This window comes from Candidatus Acidianus copahuensis (assembly GCF_000632495.1).
Taxonomy (GTDB): Archaea; Thermoproteota; Thermoprotei_A; order Sulfolobales; family Sulfolobaceae; genus Acidianus; species Acidianus copahuensis.
In genome coordinates, this window is record NZ_JFZT01000016.1 from 1 (window position 1) to 24,975 (window position 24,975).

At 36.0% G+C, this 24,975-nt stretch carries 21 protein-coding genes; 10 read left to right on the forward strand and 11 right to left on the reverse strand.

The window, feature by feature from the left end:
* The 3 genes from CM19_RS01425 to CM19_RS01435 form a co-directional block, all read left to right on the forward strand.
* Window positions 1–514, forward strand: a 514-nt coding sequence (locus tag CM19_RS01425) for an ATP-binding cassette domain-containing protein (protein WP_048098667.1), incomplete at its 5' end; no start/stop codon positions are given.
* Complete coding sequence (locus CM19_RS01430; RefSeq protein ID WP_048098668.1) at window positions 483–1,223, forward strand: hypothetical protein; 741 nt, start codon at window positions 483–485, stop codon at window positions 1,221–1,223. The genes CM19_RS01425 and CM19_RS01430, both read left to right, overlap by 32 nt.
* On the forward strand, window positions 1,220–1,738 hold the full coding sequence (locus CM19_RS01435; protein ID WP_048098669.1) for a hypothetical protein: 519 nt from the start codon (window positions 1,220–1,222) through the stop codon (window positions 1,736–1,738). Before CM19_RS01430 ends, CM19_RS01435 begins: the two co-directional genes overlap by 4 nt.
* Before the next feature lie 162 nt (window positions 1,739–1,900).
* Here the strand turns inward: CM19_RS01435 and CM19_RS01440 are convergent, their stop codons facing one another.
* From CM19_RS01440 to CM19_RS01450, 3 genes are all read right to left on the reverse strand, one after another.
* Window positions 1,901–2,245, reverse strand: a complete 345-nt coding sequence (locus CM19_RS01440; protein WP_048098670.1) for a DsrE family protein — start codon at window positions 2,243–2,245, stop codon at window positions 1,901–1,903.
* Window positions 2,246–2,359: 114 nt separating this feature from the next.
* The gene (locus CM19_RS01445; protein WP_048098671.1) at window positions 2,360–3,973 is read right to left on the reverse strand and encodes a long-chain-fatty-acid--CoA ligase; all 1,614 of its coding nucleotides are present in this window, start codon (window positions 3,971–3,973) and stop codon (window positions 2,360–2,362) included.
* Window positions 3,974–4,010: 37 nt separating this feature from the next.
* On the reverse strand, window positions 4,011–5,213 hold the full coding sequence (locus tag CM19_RS01450) for an acyl-CoA dehydrogenase family protein (RefSeq protein ID WP_048098672.1): 1,203 nt from the start codon (window positions 5,211–5,213) through the stop codon (window positions 4,011–4,013).
* 89 nt (window positions 5,214–5,302) lie between these two features.
* Between CM19_RS01450 and CM19_RS01455 the strand changes: the two genes are divergently transcribed.
* Complete coding sequence (locus tag CM19_RS01455; RefSeq protein ID WP_048098673.1) at window positions 5,303–7,288, forward strand: 3-hydroxyacyl-CoA dehydrogenase/enoyl-CoA hydratase family protein; 1,986 nt, start codon at window positions 5,303–5,305, stop codon at window positions 7,286–7,288.
* Between the two features lie 468 nt (window positions 7,289–7,756).
* On the opposite strand, the gene CM19_RS01460 is transcribed toward CM19_RS01455, so the two are convergent.
* On the reverse strand, window positions 7,757–8,353 hold the full coding sequence (locus CM19_RS01460) for a TetR/AcrR family transcriptional regulator (protein WP_235185590.1): 597 nt from the start codon (window positions 8,351–8,353) through the stop codon (window positions 7,757–7,759).
* A gap of 328 nt (window positions 8,354–8,681) precedes the next feature.
* On the opposite strand from CM19_RS01460, the gene CM19_RS01465 reads away from it, so the two are divergent.
* On the forward strand, window positions 8,682–9,869 hold the full coding sequence (locus tag CM19_RS01465; protein WP_048098720.1) for an acetyl-CoA C-acetyltransferase: 1,188 nt from the start codon (window positions 8,682–8,684) through the stop codon (window positions 9,867–9,869).
* A 181-nt stretch (window positions 9,870–10,050) separates the two neighbouring features.
* Window positions 10,051–11,064, forward strand: coding sequence for a potassium channel family protein (locus CM19_RS01470; RefSeq protein ID WP_048098674.1), 1,014 nt, complete (start codon window positions 10,051–10,053; stop codon window positions 11,062–11,064).
* A gap of 682 nt (window positions 11,065–11,746) precedes the next feature.
* On the opposite strand, the gene CM19_RS01475 is transcribed toward CM19_RS01470, so the two are convergent.
* The gene (locus CM19_RS01475) at window positions 11,747–11,929 is read right to left on the reverse strand and encodes a hypothetical protein (protein WP_048098675.1); all 183 of its coding nucleotides are present in this window, start codon (window positions 11,927–11,929) and stop codon (window positions 11,747–11,749) included.
* A 118-nt stretch (window positions 11,930–12,047) separates the two neighbouring features.
* On the opposite strand from CM19_RS01475, the gene CM19_RS01480 reads away from it, so the two are divergent.
* A complete protein-coding gene (locus CM19_RS01480; RefSeq protein ID WP_048098676.1) occupies window positions 12,048–12,410 on the forward strand; it encodes a DsrE family protein in 363 nt (120 codons plus the stop codon).
* 3 nt (window positions 12,411–12,413) lie between these two features.
* Here CM19_RS01480 and CM19_RS01485 read toward each other — a convergent pair whose 3' ends face one another.
* From CM19_RS01485 to CM19_RS01505, 5 genes are all read right to left on the reverse strand, one after another.
* Entirely contained in the window at window positions 12,414–13,634 is a 1,221-nt protein-coding gene (locus tag CM19_RS01485) for an MFS transporter (protein ID WP_048098677.1), read from the reverse strand.
* 686 nt (window positions 13,635–14,320) lie between these two features.
* Window positions 14,321–15,361: a MupG family TIM beta-alpha barrel fold protein gene (locus tag CM19_RS01490; RefSeq protein ID WP_048098678.1), complete on the reverse strand. Its 1,041-nt coding sequence runs from the start codon at window positions 15,359–15,361 to the stop codon at window positions 14,321–14,323.
* 512 nt (window positions 15,362–15,873) lie between these two features.
* Window positions 15,874–16,848: a glycosyltransferase family 2 protein gene (locus CM19_RS12470; RefSeq protein ID WP_052349406.1), complete on the reverse strand. Its 975-nt coding sequence runs from the start codon at window positions 16,846–16,848 to the stop codon at window positions 15,874–15,876.
* A 166-nt stretch (window positions 16,849–17,014) separates the two neighbouring features.
* Window positions 17,015–18,070 carry a glycosyltransferase gene (locus tag CM19_RS01500; RefSeq protein ID WP_048098679.1) on the reverse strand — a complete coding sequence of 352 codons (1,056 nt, stop codon included), beginning with the start codon at window positions 18,068–18,070 and terminating at the stop codon, window positions 17,015–17,017.
* 35 nt (window positions 18,071–18,105) lie between these two features.
* Window positions 18,106–18,918, reverse strand: coding sequence for a glycosyltransferase family protein (locus tag CM19_RS01505; RefSeq protein WP_048098680.1), 813 nt, complete (start codon window positions 18,916–18,918; stop codon window positions 18,106–18,108).
* A 435-nt stretch (window positions 18,919–19,353) separates the two neighbouring features.
* On the opposite strand from CM19_RS01505, the gene CM19_RS01510 reads away from it, so the two are divergent.
* Entirely contained in the window at window positions 19,354–20,550 is a 1,197-nt protein-coding gene (locus tag CM19_RS01510) for a glycosyltransferase family 4 protein (RefSeq protein ID WP_048098681.1), read from the forward strand.
* Window positions 20,551–20,909: 359 nt separating this feature from the next.
* Here the strand turns inward: CM19_RS01510 and CM19_RS01515 are convergent, their stop codons facing one another.
* Window positions 20,910–21,665 carry a hypothetical protein gene (locus CM19_RS01515; RefSeq protein WP_150111346.1) on the reverse strand — a complete coding sequence of 252 codons (756 nt, stop codon included), beginning with the start codon at window positions 21,663–21,665 and terminating at the stop codon, window positions 20,910–20,912.
* Between the two features lie 501 nt (window positions 21,666–22,166).
* Here CM19_RS01515 and CM19_RS01520 point away from each other — a divergent pair.
* Together CM19_RS01520 and CM19_RS01525 are read left to right on the forward strand one after the other, a co-directional pair.
* Complete coding sequence (locus CM19_RS01520; protein ID WP_048098683.1) at window positions 22,167–23,525, forward strand: RuvB-like helicase; 1,359 nt, start codon at window positions 22,167–22,169, stop codon at window positions 23,523–23,525.
* 599 nt (window positions 23,526–24,124) lie between these two features.
* Window positions 24,125–24,970, forward strand: coding sequence for a hypothetical protein (locus CM19_RS01525; RefSeq protein ID WP_048098684.1), 846 nt, complete (start codon window positions 24,125–24,127; stop codon window positions 24,968–24,970).
* Window positions 24,971–24,975: the final 5 nt, after the last annotated feature.

Genomic DNA, 24,975 nt, shown 5'->3' on the forward strand with positions numbered 1-24,975 from the left:
GGAGTTTCAACTAAACTCTCACCTGAATAAGAAGTTAAATCAACTCTCCTCAGGATTAGCTCAGAGAGTTCAATTAGCTGCAGCCTTAATTAAGGAACCCCAACTAATTCTCGCTGATGAGCCTACTGCAAATCTCGATCCCAAAGCAAGGTTGGAGTTTTATGAGGTAGTTAAAGCACTTCATCGGAAAGGGGTAACTTTCTTCATCTCTTCTCACATACTTTCAGAGTTGGAAAAAATAGTAACTCACGTGGTTTTCATTGATCAAGGAAAGATTACATTCTCAGGTAAGATAAACGATGCATTAAGTGCTGGAGATGAAATATTTCTTTTAGTTGATAATCCCGAAAAAGCTCAGAGAATCCTTGGTTTAGGAGAACTTGAAGGAGGTTACCTAAGGGTTAGAGGTAATTTAAGAGAGGTTGTAGATAAACTCGAGGATGGAGGAGTAAAGATTATTAGCTTAAGGAGGTCTTCCCTTGATGAGGCTTTCAAGAAGTTTACAGATATTTAGAATAATATTCAAGGAAAGGTATAGAGATCCAACCTTAGAGTTAATCCTTCCAACTATGCTATTATCCAACGTGTTCCTATCAGCTTTTTACGAGAGATCAGGGTTTGAGCTTTTTGGAATAGTTCTAGCTTTCATACCAATAATTAGCGTGTCGGAGACTTTAGCTTTTTCCTTAGGTTTGAGAAATATAGTTTTTGTAACAGGAGACCATATGTATAGAGGAAGTATAATCTCCTTCTTAATGTCTCCAATAAAAAGGGAAGAGCTGTTTGTTTTTATTTACATTTCGGACGTTGTATTGCCCTTATTATTTTGGGTCTCTTCAACCTTGTTCTATTCATTTATGGCAGAAATAGGAGTACCTCCGTTGCTTTACTTAACTTTCATTTCAGGATATTTCTTTGCTGAAAACGTAACTTTCCTTCTCACCATACTATTTAGGAGCCCTGGAGTGTCTACCCTGATCTCAATGTTTATCTTAGGAGGAACATTTATTTTGGGCGGATCAATTAATTATTATCTTCTAATTCAAGGATTCTACAATCATCTATACTTAACGTCATTTACTAATCCCTATGTATTATGGATAGTCTACTCGCTTGGAAAAAATGTCCTCCCTCAAATAGTATTCGGCGTTGAGATAGATCTTATCCTAGCAGTATTAGCTTTAACACTCACGTTTGTTAAATTTATGAGGTTAGAAGTATGAAAAGTGTCTTGATAGCTATAGGAATAGCTCTACTTTCCTTAAGCTTAATATCTATTAATGCGCATATAACTTTTACTAGAACGTTAACTCAAAAACCATTTACAATATCTATCCCATCTACTGCAGTTGGAGTAATTACAATATCCTCAAATTCTTCTAACATTACAGTATACATAACGATTTCTCATAATGGTAAGATCTCTATAGAGAAATTGCCTTATTCCACAGATCTTTCACCTGGAAAATGGGTAATTGAAGGATATAAACAGATTCAGTCAGTAATTGTCAAAAAAATTATAAACGAAACTGAGAGTTTAAAGTGCGGCAACATTACAACGCAAAAAGTTATTAACCAATCAGTTAAGGAGATATCAGGTACTGTAACATCTCCCGTTTATGTGAAGATAACTATATTAAAGGTTAATCCGTTAGCTCACACCTTAGAGGTAAAATTAATCGGGCTTCTTATGATATTCTCCGGAATAATTCTATGGATTTTAGAGAAAATCAAGTGATTTCCTATAAAACTCATTTAAAGTTATTTATAAATTAGAATTATAAAACAAAACAATATAAATATACATGTTAAGCAGTTCCGTTTAAAATACGAATTGGATTCACTTCTTTCCTAGATAGAACTTATAAAGGTTTTCTAGTTGAAACTAATTCAAAAAAGGTTAAAAATTTAATATTTCATAGCCTTTAGATACTAAGTCTGCGATTAAGGGACCTACCAACGTTACATTTAGACCTGAAATTGCCTTAAGTTTATCCGTTATTTTCATAGAGTCTCCTACAAGTTGGCACGCGTAAACTTTCTCTATGCTCATCATTTGGTTGAGCATACTCATTACATCTGGATCGTTTTCCGCAATTAGCTGCTCACTGGGACCAAAGAATATTACTTGAATATCATCGAATAATTGCTTTTGCTTCCCTACCAAAGCTAAAGTTAGCCCAGTTAATATCTTGGGTTTTTGATCTTTACCTGAGTTTATCATTACGACTATGTTTTTTGCCATACTTCCTTCTAACGTTATAACATATTAAGTTTTTCTTTTTTTTAAAAAAAAAAGCACTAGTTGCTTAATAACGTCCTTAGTCAATTAAAATTTACTTCTTAGTAGGAAATATTTTTATTTTTTGGCCATATCCCTCAACATTTTTTTATCGATTTTATTTGTTGAAGTTAGAGGAAGAGAGGAAACAAAGATAAACTTATCGGGGATCCACCATTTCTGTATTCTACCTTCATTAACTTTAACCTGTAGAAATTGCCTTATTTCGTCTTCTGATACTTTACCGTTAGGAACTATAAACGCTATAGGTCTTTCCCCCCATTTTTCATCGTTTATACCAACAACTGCTACTTGTGAGACGTTTGGATGCAATGAGATTACGTCTTCTAGCAGAAGAGTAGGTATGAATTCCCCTCCACTCTTTATCGCGTCCTTTTCTCTATCTACTACATGAAGATAACCATAGTCGTCGATAAAACCCATATCTCCTGTGTGTAACCATCCTCCTCTCCATAGCAGTTCTGTTTTACCTTTATCCTTATAATATTCCTTAGTTAACCATGGGGATCTAACTACTATCTCACCTATTTTTTTGCCCTTCACCACACTATTGGTAGCTGGATCAATAACTTTCAATTCAACTAAAGGTATTGTAGTTCCAGCTGTTATTTGCTCCATGAACTTTTGGTCTTCCGTCGAATTCATAATTAACGAATTGTAAAAGCCCACTGTTAGGACAGGAGCTGTCTCGGAAAGTCCATATCCCCCAACAACAGTAATTCCAAGTTCTTTTGCCTTTCTAGCTAAGCCTTCAGGTAAGGCTGATCCTCCAATTACGACTCTCCATCTTTTGAACACGTGAGAAAAACTCTGTGAATCAGGATGCGTAATAAGTAGATATAGTATTGTAGGGACCATGGCAGAAAACGTTACTTTCTCCTTATCCATAAGCCTCAATATATTACCGTAATCATATTTTCCGGGTAATACGTACTTTATACCCGAAATCATGAATACATAAGGATAACCCCACGCATGAACGTGAAACATTGGAACTAGTATAAGGTACACATCAGAAGAACTAATATTGATCGGTGGTCTTGAACCAACTAATGACACAGAAAGAGCGTGAAGTACAAGATCCCTATGAGTAAAGCTTACACCCTTGGGTTCTCCCGTTGTCCCTGATGTAAAGAATAGTGTGGCTTCCGTTCTCTCGTTCAATTCCTCAGGTTCAGATGGTTCATTACTTTCTATTAAATCCCAGAAGTTTATCGATTGAACGTCACTTTTTACCTTTTCCTTGTTGTCGTTATAGGTTATAATCTTCATTCCTGGTGGTATCAAATTCTTGGCTTTCTCTACAAGTGGCATAAACTCATCCCTTACAATTAGGTACTTGTCTTCGGCCTGCAATATTGTCTTTATTATGAGATCTGGGGGATACCTTATGTTTACTGTATGGAGAGTTGAACCTAATGAAGGAATAGCGTAGTATAAATGCAGAAAGACATCTGTATCCCAGTCAATAACGCCAATCCTATCCCCTCTCCTCACTCCTAACCTTCTTAATCCAGTTTTTAGTCTTTTTACTGATTCAGAAAATGAGGAAAAAGTGTATCTCCTTAGATCCCTGTAAACTATTTCTTGATTGGGAAATGTAGTACAGCCAGAATCTAGGATTTTATCTATTGTTAACTGATAATCATAATAATAAGATTGATTGTCCATTATAGATTGTTAATATAAATAAGGTTAAAAATCTAACTTATAATCTTAAACCCAATAACCTCTTTGCACTTTCCTTCAATATTGTTAACTTCTGTATATCGTTTGTACCTTCATAGATCTTCATAACCTCAACGTCTCTCAAATATCTCTCAACTCCTGCACTTGCTGACACTCCATAACCGCCATGAATTGTTATTGCCCTTATTGCGACTTTCTCAGCGACTTCCGTGGAGAAGAACTTAGCCATAGAAGCGGCAATGATTGCTTCGTTCTCTTCGCCTTTATCAAACAGACTAGCCGCCCAGTAGGTGAGAAGCCTAGCTGCATTTACTTCGGTTAATGATTCAGAGATCTTTTCTTGTACCATCTGAAAATTTATTAGGGAATTTTCGAAGGCAGATCTTTGCATAGAATAAGTTACCATCTTTTCTAATGCCCCTTGTGCAGCCCCTACTCCTTGCGCAGCAACTCCGACCCTAGTTCTATCAAATGCTGCCATTGCATATTTAAATCCCATACCTTCTTCACCTATCAAGTTACTCTCAGGAACTTCAACGTCATCAAAAAGTAGTTCAGCTGTGTATGAAGCCTTTAGACCAATAGTTTCAATCCTACTTTCTACCTTAACTCCTTTCCAAGGTTTTTCGACAATAAACATAGAAATTCCTTTCCACCTAGCATTGGGTTCTGGGGGAGAAGTTCTGGCTGTAACCACAAAGTAGTCAGCATAGCCTCCATTGGTGATAAAAATTTTTTTACCGTTAATTATGTATTTATTTCCGACCTTCTTTGCTACAGTTCGAATTCCAGAAACGTCTGAACCTGCTACTGGTTCAGTATTTGCAAATGCAGCTTCCTTTTCCCCTTTAGCTACTGGAGTGACATATTTTACCTTTTGTTCCTCTGTACCATAAAGAAGTATAGGTGACATATAGAGTCCTCCAATTGATATCCTAGTAGCAAAGGAGGGCCATACTCTAGTCATTTCCTCTTGAGCTATTGCGACCATTAACATATCTCCTCCCTGTCCTCCATACTTCTCTGGGGCTTGTATGCCATAAAGTCCTAATTCTTTTGCCTTCTGTAATACTTCATCAGGCACTTTTCCTTCCTTCTCTCCCCTCTCTACCTGAGGTGATACATAATTCTCCATGAACTCCCTTACTGATTTTCTAAAGATCTCGTGATTCTGGTTTACGTTTATGGAGTACGCCTCCGATCCGCTGAATGGTAAGACCATATATAATAGTTAAAATCTGACTGTATTTAACATTTGTTGAAAAGGAAAACTAGAAATCTTTATTATCAGTCAGTTTTACCAATTTATTAATGGATATAGAACAGATTAAGAAAATTCTCGTGGTCGGTTCTGGCACAATGGGGCACGGAATTGCTGAGGTTTTTGCGTTAAGTGGATACGAAGTGTACTTAAGCGATATTTCTCAAGATATTGTAAATAGTGGAATGCAGAAGATAAAGTGGAGTTTAGAAAAATTTCATGAAAAAGGGAGATTAAAGGAAAACGTCGACCATATAATGGCTAGAATTAAGCCAATAGTTGGTTTAAGCGAACAGGTTAAAGACGTTGACTTTGCGATAGAGGCTGCGGTAGAGAGATTAGATCTGAAGAGGCAAATATTCCAGTCCCTTGACCAGACATTAAAGGAAGAAGCAATACTCGCTACAAATACAAGCAGTCTTCCCATTACTCTTATCGCCAGATCGACAAAGAGAGAGGATAAAGTAATTGGTATGCATTTCTTCAACCCTCCAGTTCTCATGTCACTCGTCGAGGTGATGAAGGGAGAAAAGACGACTGATCAGACAGCTAAAATTGTCTATGAACTAGCTAAAAGAATTGGAAAACAACCAGTAATGATAAATAAGGACGTTCCAGGCTACCTAGTCAACAGACTTCTCTTCGGTATATTTAATGGTTCGTGTATAATTGTTGAAAAAGGGTTAGCGTCTTTCACAGAAGTTGATGCCGCAGCTAGATATAAACTAGGTTTCCCTATGGGAGTTTTTGAACTAATGGATTACACTGGGATAGACGTAGTTTATCTTATAAATGAAGGCTGGAAACAACTTGGCATAGAATTACCAGGATGTAGTCTTATAGACGAGAAGTTTAAGATGAAGGAGTTTGGAGTCAAGAGCGGTAAGGGATTTTATGCTTATCCTTCACCTGGAAAATATTCTAAACCTGACATACCTATAGAGCTAAAGGATAAGGTTGATCCATCACTTATCATAGCCGGAGCGGTGAACGAAGCGGCGAGGTTGTTAAGAAATGGAGTTTCCTCAAAGGAGGATATAGACCTAAGCGTTGAGCTTGGATTGGGCCTACCGAAGGGTATACTTAGATACGCTGACGAAATAGGAATAGATAACGTGGTCAACGCGATCTCTAAGCTTAAGCTTGAATCAAATAATGAATTTTACAATGTAGATGCTTTACTTATGCAAATGATGGGATCAAACAAGTTGGGAGTTAAAACTGGTGAAGGTTTCTACATTTACAACAAGGTTGAAGAGAAAAAATACAAAAATGTATTACTAAGAATTGAACCACCTTTGGCGTGGATAATCTTAGACAGGCCTGAAATGCTTAATGCCATAACTCAAGAACTAGTTGAGGAAGTAAATAAAGCGTTAGACGAACTTGAAACAGATAATAGAGTAAGAACTTTGATATTAACTGGCAATGGGAGATCGTTTTCCGCGGGTGCTGATATCGCCTCTTTCTTAAATCTTAAGCCTATAGATATAATTAGATATAGGACTTTGAGAGAACTAGTAAGTAAGATTTCACTATATACTAAACCTATATTAGCTGCAATTAATGGCTACGCTTTAGGAGGAGGATTAGAGTTGGCGATGGCTTGTGATATTAGGATTGCATCTGAAACTGCACAGTTAGGTCAACCAGAGATAAATATTGGAATAATACCAGGTGCTGGAGGGACTCAAAGATTACCTAAACTAGTAGGGAAAGGGAAGGCTAAAATGCTAATATACACTGGAGAGATAATATCTGCAAAGCAAGCATATGAAATTGGATTAGTTGACCTGGTTGTACCTCCTGAAAAGTTTGAGGAAGAGGTTAAAAGGGTTGCAACCAAAATAGCGGAGAAGTCTCCGTCTTCCCTGATTGCAGCAAAACTAGCAATCGAGATGGGTAATGAAACCAATATTTGGGATGGAATGCTAATTGAAGGAGCGCTGTTTGGCTTGCTATTAACAACAAATGACGTTAAGGAGGGAATTAAGGCATTTCTAGAAAAGAGAAAACCAAAATTCGTTGGCGAATAGTTAAGGTGCGATCCTACTTGAATCTATTACTTAAAGAATATAAGTATACAATTTTTTAATAATAGATAAATATAATAATAAAATAGAAAAAAGGACAGTAATAAAATTCTTCGAAATATGCTAGTTTAGATACTATTTTCAATAATTTTGTTTTTAAGGTAAAAGACACTTAGCTTTAGATTGCTTATGAATCTTTCCATAAGGGAAGAGTTAATTAATGAGCCTTCCTCTTTATTTTGTTACTAGCATGAAGTTTTATTAATAAAAAGAATTCATTTTAGTAAATATCTTAGATAGACATCTTGAGACCAATGAAGATTTTTCCTATTCGCAGGAAAAATTACATAACAATCGGCTCTAAAAATCTATTAAAAATGATTAAATTTAATCTGAAAGTAATTGAACAATATTTCAGTTCATTCAACATGAATTAAAAGAGATTAGATAGAAAATAAAATAATATTTAAATTATGGACTGACCATTCTCTCTATAATAAGGTTCAAATCTCTCATATCTCTTTCAGTTAAGCCATCGTTATGCCATAATACATATCTTAACCCTAGCATGTGCCCTATTCCAATAAAGATATAAGAAAGCAACTCAGGATTGACCTTAATTATTTGTCCTTCATCCATAGCCTTTCTTAATTCTTCGGAATATCTTTTTGATAATGTCTCAAAATACCAAGTGTAAGATTCTGGTTTATGTACTTGAGCTTCTATAAGAATTCTATAATATTTCCTATTGATTTTCATCCATTCGAGAAACTTTTGCATTCCTACTTTTTCTATTTCTATCCTTTTATCTAGTCCCATAGTACTGAGTTTAAGGTATTTACGCATATCTAAATTAACTATTTTTACAATATTATCAAGAATATCATATTTAGTCCTAAAATAGAAATAGAATAAGCCATGAGCTACTCCAGCTTTCTCTGTTATGTCGTTTATACTTGTAGAAGAAAATCCCTTTTCAGCAAAAAGTTCAAGAGAGGACGTAATTATTCTGTTTACAGTTTCCTTTCCTCTTTCAGTTTTTGGGACGTACATCGGATTACCTGACATCTGATTCAAGTTCAAAAATTTATTTTTTTGGTTAATGAAGTTTTGATTTAAATCTATGTATAACTTGTTTCGCAGTATATTATTTATAAATTTATTAATAAATATGTTCTATATTATAAATCAGGAGGAGATTAGAACAAATAATTTGGAGTATAATTATCATTTTCTCAAAGATTAGTTCTTGTCTATGTTAACAAAACACTATATTAGCTATCATTTAAGCTTATGGCTTAGATCTTTGCAACAATTAGTTCCTCTCTAAAGGTAATTCATGCGCATTTTCCTAAAGCTATTTATGCAGTCAAGTGCATAAAGGTAAATGATAAAAATGTTAGATGAAGTTTACTTGGTAGATTTCCTTAGAACGCCTTTTACTAAGTTTTCAAGAAAAGAACCGCAAAAGGATTTATTCTATAACCTAAGACCTGAGGAACTTGCTGGAAGAGTGATTAGGGAGTTAATAGAGAGAAATAATATAAATCCACAAGACATTGAAGAGATAGTTACTGGTTGTGCCCTTCAGGTTGGAGAACAGTGGAGTTATGGAGGAAGGCATGAGATATTTGCCGGAATGTTACCGTACACCATACCTACCATGGCTATTGACAGACAATGTGCGTCCTCTTTAACGTCAATTTCAACTGCTTCCATGGAGATTTCGACAGGAATGGCTGACATTGTAATAGCTGGTGGGATAGAGAAATTGTCTAAAGTACCTATGTATGATAATCCTAACATAGAGATTAATGTTAATTTTCTTAAAGATCCCAAGTATTCAGATTACGACTTACAAGTGGGTTATGTTATGGGCTTAACTGCAGAAAAGTTAGCAGAGGAGGCTAAGATAAGCAGAGAGGAAATGGATAGGTTTTCCTTGAGAAGTCATCAGTTAGCTTACAGGGCATTTCAAGGTGGTTTTTTCAAAAGGGAGATAATGCCTATCCGCGTTAAGGTTGAAGATAGTGACAGAGAAATTGATCAAGATCAATCAATAAGACCTGACACTTCATTAGAGAAATTACTACAACTTCCTCCATCCTTTAAGCCTAATGGAGTTATAACAGCAGGCAACTCAGCCCCTCTTAATACAGGAGCATCATATGTTTTATTAATGTCCAAAAGAAGTATAGAGAAATATGGATTAACCCCATTAGCCAAAATCAAGAGCTTTGGTTATGCAGGTGTTCCACCAGATGTTATGGGAAAGGGTCCTATACCCGCATCAAAAAAGGCTTTAGAAAAAGCGAAATTGCAAGTAAAGGACATTGGAATATGGGAGATAAATGAGGCATTTGCCGTTGTTGTGTTAAACACTATTAAAGAATTAGGAATAGAAGAAGAAAAAGTAAACAAGAGAGGAGGAGCGATAGCTATTGGACATCCATTGGGCGCTACTGGAGCTAGATTAGTGGGGACGCTTGCAAGACAACTGAACATAGATGGAGAGGATTACGGAATTGCCACTTTATGCGTAGGAGGAGGGCAAGGAGGTAGCATCGTTATTGAAAGAGCGTGAACTAATTATCAGAATTTAAAACTCAATTGAAAAAGATCTGCTGTTAAATCCTATGTGCATTTGTGTAAGACTCGAAGGACCATAAATACGTCCTAAGACATCTGAAATGAAGCAAACAATAGATAAAACATCTTGGGAAAAAAGCTTTTTAATTCTAGATATAAGCGAACGCTGATGATCGTTGGACTCAAAAAGAATATGGAACCACTTTGTTGTTCCTGTTCTGGAGAATATGATAGCCCCGTATTCGGTTTTGAGAAAAATTCTCCTTCAAATTATTCTCCTTGGAATTGCGGTTTATTTGAATGCATTAATATTTATTGTTTATCAGCATCTAGATTGGATTTCAGCTATTTATGCAGGCGTAAATGTAATTACTACTGTTGGACTTTATGCTCCAAATATCTCTCAAATGCCTTCTACAGAGAAGTTATTCCTTATTCTCACTATAATATTTGCTGTTGGACTTTATACAAGTATAATTCAAGCTATAGTCTCTACAGTAGTTAAGAGAAGCTCTTGGATTGACGCGAAAGCAAGATGGAGGGGAACTCATATGAAAGGGCATACTGTTTTAATAGGCCACGGAAACGTAATTATTAGTGCAGTTAAAAGAATGGAAAAACTTGGCGTTGATTACGTGGTTCTAACCCACTCTTCTGAACTGGCAAGTAAAATATCGGGGGATAAGGTGGTTTTAGGCGATCCTAAGGATGATAAGAACTTGCTTAGTGCTGGCATAAAAGAGGCTAAAAACGCAATAATATCAATGGGAGATGATATGGAGACATTAGTTATTACTTTAAAAGTACAAAAGCTGAACCCACCACTTCAGGTTATATCAGTTATCAAAGACCCAAGTTTGACGGATGTATTTAAGACAGGTGGAGCGGATCTAGTTATACCTTATGACGAAATTGTAGGGAGGATTACAGCAGCGGCTGCTGTATCCAATAACGTTGCTGGAATAGTTTTCCCAGATAGAAGTGAAGAAAATTTTGTTCTGGGAATATTTCAAGTCAGGAAAAAAGCTAAGATCAACGAACTTCCAAAGGACATTGTCCCTCTCATTATTATTAGAGGAAACCAGCTAGATCCTTACTTTTCTAGGGATGCAGAACTTAAGGAGGGAGAACAGTTAGTAGTTCTTGGAAATCCAAATCTGTTTAAGAAAATAAGGGAATTACTTGAATAAATATCTTTATTCAGGAAAAATTTTTTATAAATATTTAACTAAAAGTAAAATGGAGAGAGGAAAGACTAGGGATTTGATGAAACTTTCTTTACTGCGAGGGTTTGGGCTTTACGGACATTTATTGTCATGTCCATAAAACCCTTGGGCTTCACCACGTTCTGAGCCGAAGCTGATCATCGCGATCCGCCCCATTAGCGGGTTAACCCCACCCACACTCCTGAAGATCTTGTCAAAGACCTTAGGTGTGGGGAAACCCGCACATGCTTAGTTCCTCCCCATCCTTTACTCTTTTACAGTCCCTCCTTCGGGTCTACATACCCACATTTGAGACAGAATAATATTGTTTTTAGAATATATAAGTATTTTGGTTGGAAGTGAAAAATCATGAAATGCATAAAAATGTCACGGTTTAAGCGAAACTGCTGACAACGGCAATAGGAGAGAGGATTATAAAATTTGGGAATAGATTTATTCCCTTCATTAACGTTATCAAATATGCTGAATATGCTTCAACTCTCAATGTGCCAAACAACATTTTAAAAGTCATTTGTTAATTTTCTTTTTAAAATATTATCATTTTTCCAATGGTATAACGTGTTTGCTGTCTAGGATCCTTGCCTTTGTTGCTTATTAACTTTAAACAATTGGCATTGCTCTATACAATCCATTGCTTGTAAGTGTGTTAAAATTCCCTTTCTATTTCCCTTTCGGCTAAGTAGTTGTACTTTTCTGATGAATAGTTATTAATTAGCAGGGCTATAATCCCTTTTACTTCTTTCTTTGAGACATTCATATTAACGTTAACGTAAAGGACATAAATACATTCCTCTATGTTACCTTCAAAGCCTCCTCTTTTTGAACTCAAGTTTTCTGGATTTTTATGAGAGAAATATCAAAGTTAAAAGAGTTTATTATTTTTATTCAATTTTATGATTGAAAATTTTATAAACTATACTTAAAAGTTAGAAGCCTAATCAATATTTATGAACGATAAAGTCCTTTTCGTATTCCTAACAGGAAGAGAGAACATGGCTAAGATGTTAGCTAATATTGGAATGGGAATGAAAATGAAAGAGGCAGATCCTAATATAACGATTGAAATGATATTCCTTACTCCAGCTGTCGAAGCGTTAAATAAAAAACAAATGATCTTTTCTCCAATACTTGAGGCAATAAGGAACGCAAAGAAGCATAATATTAAGATTGTTGCATGTGAGGTTGCAATGAAAAATGTAGGATTAGATAAAGAGAATATAGAGGATGGAATGATAGATGAATTTGCTCCAGTAGGTGGAATATATGTATTAAATAAGATAAAAGAAGGATATGAAATATTAACAATATAAATATTATTTTTCTATTTCTTGAATATCAATATTTGTTGTATTTGGAATCCTTAAAATCAAGACAGAACTAACGTCTATTCCTATAAATGCAATTAATACTATCATTGAAAATAGAAGTCCTAAAGATGACGATAGGGAAAAGAAGATTATTGGGGCTATTGCGCTTACAATGCTAGAGATACCAGTAACGATACCAACAACCTTTCCTCTTATGGATGCAGGGAATACTTCCGTCGAAGCCAAGCCAGCGGCGAAGAGACCTAAGGGAGATAAAAAAGAAATTGCTGCAAAGACCAGTATAATTCCTAACGGGGACTTAAGATAAATAGGGAGAATCATTATTCCAAAAGAGATCAACATATACGTCCTCCCTATAATCATGGAACTCTTCCTTGGAAGTCTATCAATTAACCCTAAAACCAAAGTAAATCCCCCTATGATAGAAGATAAAGTCGCTCCAAGTATAGCGTCGTCAGTAAAGCTAACTGCACCAGAACTAGAAAATCCTAAATAGGGTGCGATAAAGTCGGGAATTAAAATAAAGGGAAATACGTAAGCTACTATACTGTCAATTGATGATATGACTGTAAAGAGAATAATATTTCTTTTTTGTAATGAAGTAAATTTCCTCTTAATAACTCCAAATTCTTTCCAAACTTGACTTTCCTTAAGAGTAAACCTAATAAAAACAAAAGGAATTACTAGAAAAAGAGCGAAAAGGTATGAGTACCTCCAGACTTCAGAGGGGGGTAAAAAAGAAAGGAGGTAAAGTCCAATAATAGACGCCAACATGTCACCCAAAAACCATACAGTCGAAACTATCACAAAGGCCTTTCCCCTCCAATTTTTTCCTATCATTTCCACAATAGTTGGAGATGCTGCTGTGCTATCACCACCTATCGCTAAACCCTGAATCCCTTGAAGAATGAGAAATTCGAACGCATTGCTTGAAATTGCAATCAATGAAGAGGCTAATACAAAAACTATAAGTCCAATTTCTAACGTTCTCTTCCGTCCGAAAGAATCTACAAGAATTCCAAAGAGAAAACTTCCTATTACGCTACCTGCTAAATACGCTGAAATTACAAGAGGTGCCATAGAAGGAGAGTTAAAAGTACTAGCTATTATCTGATTTAAACTACCTGAGACTGTTAACTCAAAGCCTCCTAAAAAGAAAGCTATTAATAAGGAGATTAGAAGTTTATTTTCTCCCTTATTTTGCATAAATCTTTGATCAAATATATTATAAAAAATTTAACCATCTTTGCCTTAATGTTTTTAAGATACATAAGAGATAAAAGTCGTTGAATATCAAAGCAAGGATATATCGTAATTTAGCTACACATTTGGAACCTCTGTCCTACTAACCCAAAATTAACCTAGTGATTTAGGGATCTTCGCAGGAACAGATTATCCTTAGAGGACTTTAGATTGTTCGTATTTTAGCCCTCTAAGTTTCTTACCTACACATCCAAAATATCACAACTACCTCTAGTGTGGTCAAGGTATTGGGACTAATTGCATATCCCTTTAGACGCAAATCATACCATGCCTTTGTGTGCATCAACGCAGGTTCATCATAAAATGATAATCGCTTTAAAGTCTTCTGTTATCATAAACCTGAAACTGTTTCATGATTCCTCTGAAACCTCTGTCTCTTCTAGAGATGATAACTAAAGGATATTCCACGAGCTTTACAAGCATAATAACCAGCGGTTAGAACGTCTTCACTTCGAGAAATTTTAACTAGACTTTCCAAGTTAGTATCGTCTTATCGTGAAGCAATACCAAGGTATCGTCGGACGTATTAAATTACGTTAAGATGACAAAAAGTATTCATATATAAAATTCAAACCCTTCTCTCCCCCTCTATAGAATACTCGCTTGTCTTATCTAATACTCTTGGTATACTAAGGTTTAATAGGGGAATGAGCCTCGAAGACCACCTTAGAGGAGAGTTCGATAAGCCGAAGGTCCTCTTCCCCTATTTCCCCTATAACGTTAAATGCCGGATCGGGTGGTGCATCCCTTTTCATTATCCATACTTCTGTAAATTCCCTCTTTTCATTGACTAGACAAACTGTTCCTCTTCTCCTCATTACCGTATTCTTGGGAGGAACGTATAGTGGGAGAGGGTTAAAGCCAACAATGGCATATTCCTTATCCTTGTCTAGGACAAATAGCCTTCCGAATATATCCCCTATTATACCTGGATAAGGCCTTAGTCTGACGGTAATCCAGTCTTCTCTCCTAGATCTTGAGACCTCCGCAAGATCCTTCCACGTGGGGAAAGGATCGCCTATCAATACCCTGCTTACACCGAGTGAGAAGAGAACTTGTGACGCTATCTTGGGAGGTAATTCCCTTAGAGCCTCAGCTGTAGTTCTAAGCTTAAAATCGGAAGTAGGAATAAAACCACCTACTCTTATACCCATTCCCTCCAGTATTGAGCTCCTCCTTTTTACGGCTTCAAGGGATAGACCTGTGAACGGTACTGGATAGTAATTATGGGATGCCCTTATCTTTTCCGTCGTAATTATTTCCGTTAATTTTCTCGCTTCTTCCTCAGTTACAGTTGAGGCATTTAGTTCAACGTACATCCCTTGAGAGATTATGGGATTAACTGCGTCTATGGCAAAACCATAGTCCAACTTCACTCCGGTTATTCCCATATCTCTAAGTTTCCAGATCTCTTGAATACCTATGCCGAGCTGTGAGAGTATAGACGGACTTATATCCGAGAAAACATAGTATCCCATGAGTTGGGCTCTCTTCATAATATCCTTACCCAGTTTTATTGCTTCCGTAACTGGCGTTCTCCAGTGAGTTCCAGGGCCAAGACCAACAAAGATCTCTGTAAATCCCATGTCCCACGCCGATTTTATTGTGCTTTCAAAACCTCCCAATCTTTCCCTCCAACCGGGGAAAAACGTAATTCCTACAGTTCTCATGAACATAGTTTTACGATTACATGTAAAAGCTTAACTCATGATAATAGAGGGAAAAAGTCGAAAAATGGAAGTTCAAAAAAAAGTAATATAATACATCACTAAACCTTAATACAATAAACGTTGGTCAAGGAGTTAGGATAAATTTAACATGCCCACAAACAAGGGATTGCAAAATGCAATACCAATTGCTTAAAGTTAATAAGCAACAAAGGCAAGGATCCTAGACAGCAAACATGTTATACCATTGGAAAAATTGATATTAAAAAAGACTTTTAAAAACATAACTTAACATCGAGAGTTGAAGTCTACTCAGACATATTCAATGACGTTAAGGAGTGGAAGGTTGGGAAGTAAAGTTGATAAAGATAGGTTTCTCCTTAAGCGGATTTCTACCAATACCCAACCATCAGAGAATCAGTAACACTCCTTCTTGGTAAAATGGTAAACTATCTCAAAGGAAACCTTCATGATGAGAGTGTTAAGCTTTAATTGAACGCAAGCAGTTGTTAGTCTTATTCTCTAACCTTTAACTTCCAATAAATCCTCCAGAGATATAACCTCACGAACTTGGGAAACATGTTAGTTAGGAGGAAAATTTTCCATGGATCTCCGTACCCCCTGAAATACTTGTTAAAGACTAGACCCAGGCATTCTGATAGTCTCGTCTCTCCAAATCCCATGGATCTTCTTAGGCATTTAGTTGCCTCCAAATAAAAAGATGCATAGTCCTCCGCCCAATTACCCTTTAGCATATCCTGAAATATATGCCAATTGTTCTCCATCAAAAGTAGATACTCACCCCTTTCCGTCAAAAAGGACTGAAAATCTCTAGCTAGGGTTATGGACGAATTTAGCGCATGAATTCTATAAGCTGTTAATTCCCTTAAATCTATAGCGAGGGGTTTCTCAGACCTCAAGGCAGAGTAAAGGAAAAATCCATCAATGTTCCTGGTCACCTTTCTAAGGTATTCTGAAGCTTCGAGAAGTACATTAGTTGAAACTGCTATGGAACTGCTATTCACAGCGATTGGATGAAGGCTACCCAATTTCCTTAAGGCCTCCTTTTTGCTCATGATTAGGACTTCCTCTCTACCTGAAATCCTACTTAGTCTCCTATTGTTTGGCCTTTTTATTTCATTACCGTTTTGATCAATCAATTTGAACTCGTTATGGTAAAAGTCGACTCCACGTGCAAATGCATCCCTTACTGCTTTTAGCTTGCCTGGAAGAAACATGTCATCGTCGTCTAGGAATACGACAATCTCCCCTTCGACCTTTAGTAATCCCATGTACACACGTAATCCTTGCTCCTTTCTTTCGCATCTTATCGATTTAATTCCCTTTTCCATCAAGTAATCATCTAACTCTGGAAAGTCCTTTACAACAATTATCTCTGAATCGTCATCTCCCTGGGAGAGCACAGAGTCTACCGCTTGTTTCAAATACTCCTTACGCTTGTAGGCAGTTACCAAGACCGAAATAAGCATCTGTTAAGACTTTGATAATTCGATTTAAATTATTATCTACCATTCCATTCAGATCCTACATAAATCTTTAAATTACTTCTAAATTAGTAAATTTACGTCATTATCAATGCCTTAATCTTAGGATAACTTACAACTGAAAGCCTCGTCCTTTAGGGTGGGGAAGAGGTCAGAGATTAGCGCCAACACCTTCTCTCAACCAAGAGAGGATTTCCGCTTTGAATCTAGATCTGTTAAAGGGTTTAGCCCTTTCATGCATATCTCTTCTTACCTTATCTTCAGCCGATACCGCCCTCTTCAATTGCTCTACTGCCTCCTCTAGCGAAGAGTAGGAGAATTCTGGGACTACCTCATACGCTCCACTTTCCCTTGGAACTACTGGAACTAGCCCGGCAGCCATGGACTCCACTACAGGTATTCCAAAGTGTTCGCCTATTCTAGGGTGGAAGTAAGCCTTTGCTCTTCCCATTATTTTTAATAATTCCTCACGAGGAAGGTTAGGCAAAATATCGACGTTAGCGTTCATCCTTTTCTTCTTTGAGATAATCTCCTTGAGATATCTTCTATCAGAGAGGGATCCAACTATTACACCCTTTATTCCAGTCATGGCAGAAATTGTTATAGCGTTTTCCAATGACTTGTTCCTCTCTATTCTCCCCACAGTCACGAATAGGTCCTCCCTTTCATGTATTTGAAATGCTCTAGAGTAGAATTCGACGTCTACTGGAGGGTAGATCACTCTGGGCTCCGGTATCTCATACATCTGGCTTATAGCCTTGGCTGAATATCTGGAGTTGGCAGCGAAGAATGCCTTCTTTGCCTCGAATTTCAATGTGGACAGAATCCTATGCAAGGGAAACTGATAAATCCTTTTTAGGATAGAACCGGATACGTTCAATCCTCTCGGTGATCTTCCCGCATAAATATAGTGTGGCGCATAGTCAGATAGGGGAATTATGAAACCGCTAAGATTAAGGAAAAGTGACACTTTGTTACGTACTTTTTTCGCAGAATAATAAACTAGAAGCCTCTGATATCTATCAAACCTTCTGATTGGAAACGGAAATAAGTAAACTGGGTTTTTAACCTTATTCCTGGGTTTCGAGAAGCTTATACTGAAGTAATCAATCCCAGCTTCCTCCAATGCCTCAAGAGAGGCTCTGTAGACTTCACCTTCTCCACTGAACCCAGTAGACGACAAGCCGTGAGCTATTACTCCGATCATTATGAAGTTGTTGGGGTGGATCGGCTAATAAACATTTATAGAAGGGAGCTAGGGTTAAGAGATTTAACCTGGTTTTTCCAAACTCTTTTCCACAGACTCCTCTGAAGTGAGTGTGGAAGAAGAGAAAGAAGTAGAACCTTTTTTGGAACTATATATCCATTAACATATCTGTCTAAGCCAACCCTAATGCACTCCATCCTGTCCTCATGTCTTCCTTCTATTGATTCCCTCAAGCACTTAGTGAACAGATAAAACACTGTGACGTAGTCCTTGGCCCATTCAGTCTCCATTGCCTCCTTTATGTTTTCCCAGTCCCTTTCCCTGCTCATGTAAAACTGTCTCATATAGGCTAAAAAATCCTCAAAGGTATTAAGATATCTAATGGATGAGTTCTCACCGTGAATTCTATATCCGGTGAGCTTTTTTAAGTCTATAAAAATCTTCTTATTACTATTTAGGGAGATATAAAAGAAAAAAGCGTCTGTAAGCCTCTCTATTTTCCTTAGGTACTCAGAATGCTTTTTAAGCAAATCCGTTGAGATCGCAATAGAGCTATTGTTAAAAGTCAGGAGATCTACGTTGGACTTGAATTTTGTATACGCCTCTCTCTTATCTACTATTGCGTGGTCTCCAGCCCGTACGATTTTCCTTATTTCACTCCTATCAAATGGGGAATTAATCTCATTTCCTTCCGAGTCTATAGCGACCACTTCGTTCCTGTAAAAATCTATATCGTTACTAAATGCCTCCTGGATTGATCTGAGTTTTCCCTGCAAAAACACGTCATCATCATCGAGTGGCGCAACTATTTCTCCGTTAATCGTCTTCAATGCCTCATATATCTTCACGCCAACCTCCCTTCTATCTACGTGGATCGTATTTAACTCCCTTTTCCTTTAAGTACTCGTCCAAATCGTTGAAGTTAACCACAACTGTAATTTCATAGTCCTTGAAATCCTGAGAAAGTACTGATTCAACTGCAGTTTTCAGGAATTTTTCCTGTTATACGATGTTATAATAACACTTATCACAAGCTATCTTCCGAAATCTCTACTTAAAATTTTATTGTGGTAACATTTTTAGTGTATAATATTATTACTTTAGTTTAAAATTTATGAATTAATATGATATCTTATAAAAAGTTCCATAAAATCAACATAAGGTAATTTCTTATCATGATTCATTATTAATTTTCACTAATGTTTAATTATAAAATTTCGAAGTATACTCTTAGTTACCTTTACCGCTATAGAGTTAAATATGCGTTGACTTTCATCTTACTTATGATTAAGCTCGGCATAGTTTACGATCAGTTCCTTTATCCTTGGTTTGGAGGTGGGGGAGCTGTACATGCCTTTGAGGTAGTTAAACGATTGGCTAAGGACTTCTCCGTAATTTACTTTCCTTCTACTCAAGTATTCAATGTACCGTCTGATACTCTTATAAAAAAAGCAAAGGAATTAGAAACTTACGGAATAAAAATTTCAGATGAGTTCTACGAAATGAACGAAAAAAATATGAAAGCCAATCCAAAATCCATTCTAGAAAAATATAAACTAGATGTTGATTTCCTTTACGAACCAGACCATAGGTCTCCTGATATATTTTATTTAGGAAAGAGATTAGGAAAGTTTGGGCTAACGATTCACGTACCCCTTTTTTATAAGGACTCACTTAATTACCTTAGAAGATTGGTTAAATTTTACAAGGTAACTCCTTCAGGAAAAGGATTCTACACTAGATTTCTTTACAACGAATTGGTTGCAAAACCCCGATACAGAAAATTACTTAGAAAATTTCCTCCAACTTTCATTGCGTCAGTTAGTCAAGGTAGTTTGGAGGAGAGCGGTGTTCAAGGAGAAGTAATCATTCCTGGAAACGCTTTCGATCCATCTCTATTAAAGTATAGAAATAAGGGAAAGGAGGATTACATAGTTTTCTGGAGTAGATTAAACCAAGATAAAGGACTTCCAGAAATTCCTGATATTTTAAGAATACTAAAAGGCCTAGGAGTAAATACTAGGCTAATATTAGCTGGAAAGTTCTTCAATAAGTACTATGAAACGCTATTCTGGAAAAAAGTTAAGAAATATAATCTTAACGTAGAATACTTGGGTTTTGTAGAAAGGGAAAAATTAGACGCCATTGTCTCAAGGTCAAAAGCTTTAATCTACCCATCACACGTTGATGGTTTTTCTCTAGTAATGTTGGAAGCGCTGGCTTTGGGAACGCCTGTTGTCGCATATTCGATTCCCGCTATTAGAAGCGTATATAAGGATTTAAAGGCTGTTAAATTAGTTGAAGAATTTAACAAAGTAGAAATGGCAAAGAAGTTAGCGGACATTCTTAGATTGAGTGAGAAAGAAATTGAGGAAGAAATGAATGATAATACCCTACTTAACTTCCTTGAATTACACAGCAGTTGGGATAACGTAGAAAGATCAGTAAAGGAGATAATTTTAAAGCATTTAGAAAAGTAATCTGTTAATGTCAAGCAAATTGATATTATCTCGACAATTTTTCTATTAGATCTCTTACCTGAAGTTCATATGATTTTTTAAGCTCTCTTCCTTTATTTAGAATTCCTATTTAACTGAGAGGTGATAAAGACCAAAGACAAATGGGGATCCCTTTAAAGTATGTAAAATCGATCTTTAACATCTTCTGAGTTTCATAAGAGATAGAAAGTAATGGGCTTATGAAGAGCATCATTAGCTATGAAACAATAAAATGTAAACCCTCCCACAAACCTCTACGTTAAAAGATCAAAGTTGTAGTTTCAACGTTAATCAGAGACTTAGGAACTAGTGGTGAATCAGAACAGTCGGCTTATATTTAATTAAGTGGTTAGCCACTCTATCAAAGTTGCGTTGTTTAGTCTTTCGATGAAATCGGTGGCTTTCTCTTTATTAAATACGAAATTCGAGTCTCTAGTGATAAATGAAATTATCTTGTTTCCTTTCATTGCTATTAGATCTCCTTGGAAATAAGTTACGTTATATCCCATAATTTCCCTAATAGGGAGCTGGAAAGTGAAGAGATTAAAAACCTTTTCTGCTGAAATATTATTAGAATAGGAACAAACGTAAAGTTCAGCATAACTCCCATTTTCCGCTACCAAGAACGTTACATTCTCTTGTGCCTCTCCGAATTCGCTAATATTAAACTTCTCATTTAAGAACGAGAAACTAGGAATCCAGTTGTTCAACGATTTGATAACTGCAAGAGCTACTGAAGAATTGAAAGAAAAGTCCTCTCCGCTAATCTGACAAATAATCTCTGTTACATTATCCTTTTCAAGAACTAACCTGTTGTTGTTAAAGAAATAATAATAACCATAACCATTCTGAATCGTAAAATTGTGAGGTAAGGTTGACGAAACAAGAAATGCAAAAGGAACTTTTCCTCCACTAACAAAATTACAAATATATACAATAAATGTGTAATTTGAGGAAGTTAATAAATAAATGGTTTCATTTCCGCTAGCCGTAGATAACACTGAAAAGCTATTAGACTTAGATTCATGTTCAGGATATATTAAAGTAATTCCAATAAAAATGATAAGGAAAATAGCAATCAAAGAGAGAAGTTTCATGGATCTTCTTTTATCCAGAGAATTTAAAAAAGTTCTTAAGGTAACCATAGATTTCTATTGGTAAAGATCTGTTAAGGAATTAATTATGTAAGTTTAGTTGAAATTTTATTTTAAAGTTTATAATTGATTACATTCTATTATAAAAACCTTAATACTATAACTAACTATTTAGGATTTTTATTTTATATGGATTAGATAAAAATTTAATAGATGTGGAGATCCCCTTAAAGTACGTATCGATCTTTAACATCTTCTAAGTTTCAATATCACGGATCGCAATAGACTCCATGAGGAGGTAAGGTAGTCATGAAACAATGTAAACTCTCTCACAAGCCTTTACGTTAAAAGATCAAAGTTGTAGTTTAAGGGTTAATTAGAGAATGAAGAACTAAGGAACAAAACAGTTAGCCTCTCCAAACCCATCGTAAAATCAAATGTCAAATGATGGAGAAATGAGATGATTAATTTCAAAAGCTCTGTCATAATATAATCTTGATCACAATGGTTGAGATTAAAGAGGTTAAAGAGCCAATAAAGCAAAGGGCAAGTATACACTCTCATATAAAAGGATTAGGTTTAGACAATCAAGGAAAGGCTAAGGTGGTAGCTGATGGACTAGTAGGACAAACTGAGGCTAGAGAAGCTTCTGGAGTAGTAGTCCAATTGATAAAACAAGGCAGAATGGCTGGAAAGGGTATTCTTTTTGTTGGTCCACCAGGAACGGGAAAGACTGCCTTGGCTGTAGCAATAGCTAAAGAGTTAGGTGAAGACACTCCTTTCACTGCTATTAACGCTTCAGAAATTTATTCCTTGGAGATCAAGAAAACTGAACTATTAACGCAATTAATAAGGAAGTCTATAGGGATTAGATTAAGGGAAAAGAGATTAGTTTATGAAGGAGTTGTGAAGGAACGTAAGGTAAAGGTAGCTAAAAGCAGGATGAATCCATACTCTCAAGTACCTGTAGAGGCTCAAATAACATTAGCCACAAAGGAGGATAACATTACTGTAACAGTAGGTCAAGAGATAGCTCAGCAACTTATATCTCTCAACGTAAAGAAAGGAGATGTCATTATGATAGATGCGCAGACAGGAAAGATAATTATAGAAGGTAAAGTAAAGGATTTTGAAGGAACTAAAAGTTATGATATAGATTCATCAAAATACATAGAAATTCCTGGAGGGCAAGTAAAGAAGGAAAAGGAGATAACTACTACTTTTACGTTAAACGATTTAGACGTTAACCTAGCTGCGAGGAATTTGACAGTTTCAGCCATTTTCTCGCTGTTCTCAGAAAGGCAGATAGACGAGGACATAAGAAAGGAAGCGGATAAGATTGTAAAGGACTGGATCTCCCAAGGAATAGGCGAAATAATTGCAGGAGTTCTATTTATTGATGACGTTCACATGTTAGACCTAGAAGCTTTCTCCTTCCTAACTAGAGCTATGGAGACAGATCTAGCTCCAATCCTTATATTAGCTACAAATAGAGGTATAACTAAGATAAGGGGGACGGATAATGAATCTCCTCACGGTATTCCGCTAGACCTCCTAGACAGACTACTAATAATTCCGACAAGGCCTTATAACGCTGAGGAAATAAAGGAAATTATAGAAATAAGAGCAGAGGAGTTAGAAATAGAGTTAGAGCCTCAGGCTATCGAGGAGCTAACTAAATTGGGTTCTGAAAACAGTTTGAGGTATGCCGTACAGCTCCTCGATCCATCATTGGTAATAGCGCAAAGAAGAGGAAGAAATGTAATAAGATCTGAGGATGTTGCCTTAGCCTCACAGCTTTTCTCCGACGTAAAGAGAAGCGTTAAATATGTAAAGGAGTATGAGAACTTATGGATGAAGTGATGAATGGCAACGGCGCTGATAAGTGATGTTAGCATGCTACTGAACCGTTGCTTTTCATAAAAAGAACTACGTGAAGTTTAACCTTAATTATATGCAAGTCTAAGCTTCGGTTTTGCAAACTAATTAAACCTTTTGATTTAATTATTCCACTGTTTGTCCTAGAGTTTTTAGTCAATAGGGACTTACTAGTCATTATATCTTCAAGCAAAATAGCTCATTCCGATAATATGGACAGGATCGATGACGCGAAAGCATTTAGGTCTCAGACACCTTTGCGAATCTCACATCATTTATCAAGAAATTAATCAATAACTTATCTAGTAACTCTAAATAACAATCTTCAAACTCAAAATTAAAAATGCTTTCTCAACCCCGAACTTTATCCCCTCTTTTAACGCAGTTCTCTTTTGGAACTTCTCTTCTCAGAAGGCATAGCGTTAAAGTAACTTTTCAAAGTGGAGATGAAAAATCTTTTACATTTTTAATTATGCATTCCTTTTTGGACTTAATTCACTGAACATTATGTGCTATAATGTTAAAATAGGTATAAGATATTTTGTAGTTAAAGTTTTTAAATGTCTTTTGAATAAATAATGATAATGAGCATTGTGCTGACTGAACCCGCTAAAGGTAGGAAAGGAATTTATTACTACATTATTGATAACGGTAAGTTGGTTCATATTTCTAAATTCGCATCTGAAATAAAAAGGAGGGACAATAATTTTGAGTATTTGATTGACCCTAACTCATTGCTAGATAAAGAAGTCCTTGAATTCGGGATATATGAGGATTATTGTCTTTATCTGGAAAAATATAAATCAAGTTCTATAAAAAGAAGGACAATAGGAAAATGGTTGTCTTGTAAAGATTTGGAAAGGTACAAGTTAGACGTTAAAGACGACAAACTGAATAAATTATTAGAGTTATGGAGAAACAGTTACGTAGAAAAAATGAAGGAGATTTCCTCGTTTATTCGTAAGTACCAAATAGACGTTGTTTTGCCTAACTTCTTGAGTTATCATCTATATTCTTTGTGTGGATTTCCATTAACTTCTTTGATTTCAAATACAGAGGAAGCTATTAAAGCTACAGAAGAACTAATGAGAACTGTCCTTACAATATGGGTTGCTATACGCATATTAGAGGTTACTGAGCAGGAATCATATGTAAGAGAATTGAACTTTACGCGGACCTCTTCTCTTAATTCTGTAAGTTTTAAACAGCAGAATTATGTCTTGTGGTATAACCCAACACTTCCTTTTTATGGCAAACTAGACCTAGCCTTAACTAGTTTGTCTTCCGAGCTTAAGGTTGGTTTTTTAGTTGGTGAATCGAATCTTCCAAATTTAGTAACATTATCAATCGATGGAAAAATCAAAATAAATAACATCGGAAAAAAAGAAAGTGAATTGGTTTTTTCAGCGTTAAGAAATAAATCTTCTTAAAAAAA